At 71.6% G+C, this 2,151-nt stretch carries 5 protein-coding genes; 2 read left to right on the top strand and 3 right to left on the bottom strand.

Annotated features, from left to right (window positions below):
- Together VFO68_RS28390 and VFO68_RS28385 are read left to right on the top strand one after the other, a co-directional pair.
- Nucleotides 1-105: LuxR C-terminal-related transcriptional regulator (locus VFO68_RS28390; RefSeq protein ID WP_325161473.1), on the top strand; the 105-nt coding region annotated here is incomplete at its 5' end.
- Between the two features lie 4 nt (nt 106-109).
- Entirely contained in the window at nt 110-934 is an 825-nt protein-coding gene (locus VFO68_RS28385; RefSeq protein ID WP_325161472.1) for an alpha/beta hydrolase, read from the top strand.
- On the opposite strand, the gene VFO68_RS28380 is transcribed toward VFO68_RS28385, so the two are convergent.
- The 3 genes from VFO68_RS28380 to VFO68_RS28370 all read right to left on the bottom strand — a co-directional run.
- Nucleotides 875-1,324 carry an ATP-binding protein gene (locus tag VFO68_RS28380; protein ID WP_325161471.1) on the bottom strand — a complete coding sequence of 150 codons (450 nt, stop codon included), beginning with the start codon at nt 1,322-1,324 and terminating at the stop codon, nt 875-877. The genes VFO68_RS28385 and VFO68_RS28380 overlap by 60 nt on opposite strands.
- A 137-nt stretch (nt 1,325-1,461) precedes the next feature.
- Complete coding sequence (locus VFO68_RS28375) at nt 1,462-1,857, bottom strand: STAS domain-containing protein (RefSeq protein WP_325161470.1); 396 nt, start codon at nt 1,855-1,857, stop codon at nt 1,462-1,464.
- Between the two features lie 78 nt (nt 1,858-1,935).
- On the bottom strand, nt 1,936-2,151 hold a 216-nt coding region (locus VFO68_RS28370), incomplete at its 5' end, for a hypothetical protein (RefSeq protein WP_325161469.1).

Here is a 2,151-nt window from a genome sequence, read left to right as displayed (position 1 = left end):
AAGACGGCGAGCGTGCACGTGTCGAACATCCTGCGCAAGCTCGGCGTGACCAGCCGGACGGAGGCGGCCCGGATCGGTCACCGCGGCGGGCTCGCGCGAGACTGACCCGGTGGTGCGCGGGTTGGCCTACGGGCTCGGCGGTCTGGTCGTCGTGCTCGCGCTGCTGCTCACGCTGCTCTTCCTGGTCCAGCGCAAGCTGATCTACCTGCCGGCCACGGCCGCACCGCCGCCGGCCGGCACGGTGCTGCCCGGGGCGCGGGAGGTCACCCTGCACACCGCCGACGGGCTGCGGCTGGCCGCCTGGCTGGTGCCCGCCACCGCGAACGACCGGGGCGTGACGGTTTTGTTCGCGCCGGGCAACGCCGGCGACCGGTCGATGCGCGCACCGCTGGCACGGGCACTTCGCCAGCAGGGGATGTCCGTGCTGCTGCTGGAGTATCGCGGCTACGGCGGCAATCCGGGCGAGCCGACCGAGGCCGGGCTCGCGCTGGACGTCCAGGCGGCCTACCGGTTTCTGGTCGAGGAGCAGGAGGTGCGCCCGAACAGGTTGATCTTCTTCGGGGAGAGTCTGGGGGCGGCGGTGGTCACCGCGCTGGCGGCGCAGCGGCCATGTGCCGGGCTGGTGCTGCGGTCACCGTTCGTCGATCTCGCCTCCGCAGGCGCGGTGCACTATCCGTTTCTGCCGGTGCGGGCTCTGCTGCGGGACGAGTTCCCGGTGGCGGCCACGATTCGGCGGGTCGCGGTGCCGACCGTGGTGGTCCTCGGGACCGCGGACACGGTCATCCCGGCGGAACAGAGCCGGGCCGTGGCGGCCGCGGCGGCCGGACCGGTGACGACGGTCGAGGTGGCCGGCGCCGACCACAACGACCTCGTACTACTCGACGGCATGCAGGTGATCGGCGCCGTTACGGCGCTCGCCGACCGGGTCGGCTGAGCCGGGATACACCTCGGCCCACACGGTCTTGCCGGTCGTGGTGCGCCGGACGCCCCACCGCGCGGCCAGTTGGGCCACCATCTGCAGACCTCGACCTCGGATGCTGTCCGTCCGCCGGCGCGTCACCGGCATCCGGCGGGACGAGTCGTCCACCTCCACCCGGATCAGGTTGGGGCCGGCCACCTCGATCCGCACCTGACCGGGCATGGACCCGTGCTCGTAGGCGTTGGCGATCAGCTCGGTGCAGATCAACTGCAGGTCGTAGCCGACGTCATCGCCCAAGCCCGGCAGGTGCGTCCTGATCCACCTGCGCAGCTCCGCCGTCGGCGGCACCTGCCTGGCGCGCAGGCTGAGGCTCAGCACCTCGTACTCCTCGACAATCGCTGTCATCTCCCGGCACGCCCTCCCGTTTTGGAGACGCTCTCGTGCTCGTCCGATCCGGCTCTCGCTCGTTCGATCTCGGCGTACCCGGATCGTTTCGGCGCAAAACGGCGCGAGGGGCGTGGCCGCCGCCACGACAGCGAGTCTCAAGCGGACGGCGGGTCAAGCTCTGCTGAGATGGCAGCGTCTAGCTGCTCGAACATGGCGAACACCCGGTCCAGGCCGGTCAGCTCGATGGGCCGGCGCACGGCGTGGTTGTTCGATCCAGACACGATTCGTAACCATTTGTGGCCGTCCTGGGCCCGGGCGTGACCCTCGGCCAGCGCGGCCAGGCCGGTGGAGCCGAGGAAGCTCACCCCGGTCAGGTCGACCACGACCAGGCGGGTGGCCGCCTCGACGGCCTCCAGCACGGCCTCCTGCATCTGGTCCGCGGTGACGATGTCGATCTCACCGGCCAGTTCGACGACCAGGACGTCGCGCACCGTCCGACTGGCGACGGTCAGTTGCTCGGCCGCCTGGTGACCGGACCCCGACTTGTGCACGGCGGCACATTAGCGCGTGACCTTCGGGCCCGCCCAGATACCAGCCGGGCACGTTTCGGTATCAGGTCGCCGGCACTCCTACTTGTCCGTCGGCTCCTTGGGCTCCTTGCCCTTCGCGGCCTGCTTGACGGCCTTCTCCTCGGCCTTGGCGGCCTTGTCGGCGGCCTTTTCCGCCTCCTTGGCGGCCTTGGCCTCCGCGGTCTCGGGCGGCGTCTCGGTGCCCGTGGGCGCGGCCGGCTCGGTCGCGGACGGCGGCGCCGAGGCGGCGGACTCCGGGCCGGCGGTCTCGTCCGG

It is taken from the genome of Actinophytocola sp., assembly GCF_035712165.1.
Classification (GTDB): domain Bacteria; phylum Actinomycetota; class Actinomycetes; order Mycobacteriales; family Pseudonocardiaceae; genus DASYTH01.
This window is presented reverse-complemented; position numbering and strand designations above follow the sequence as displayed.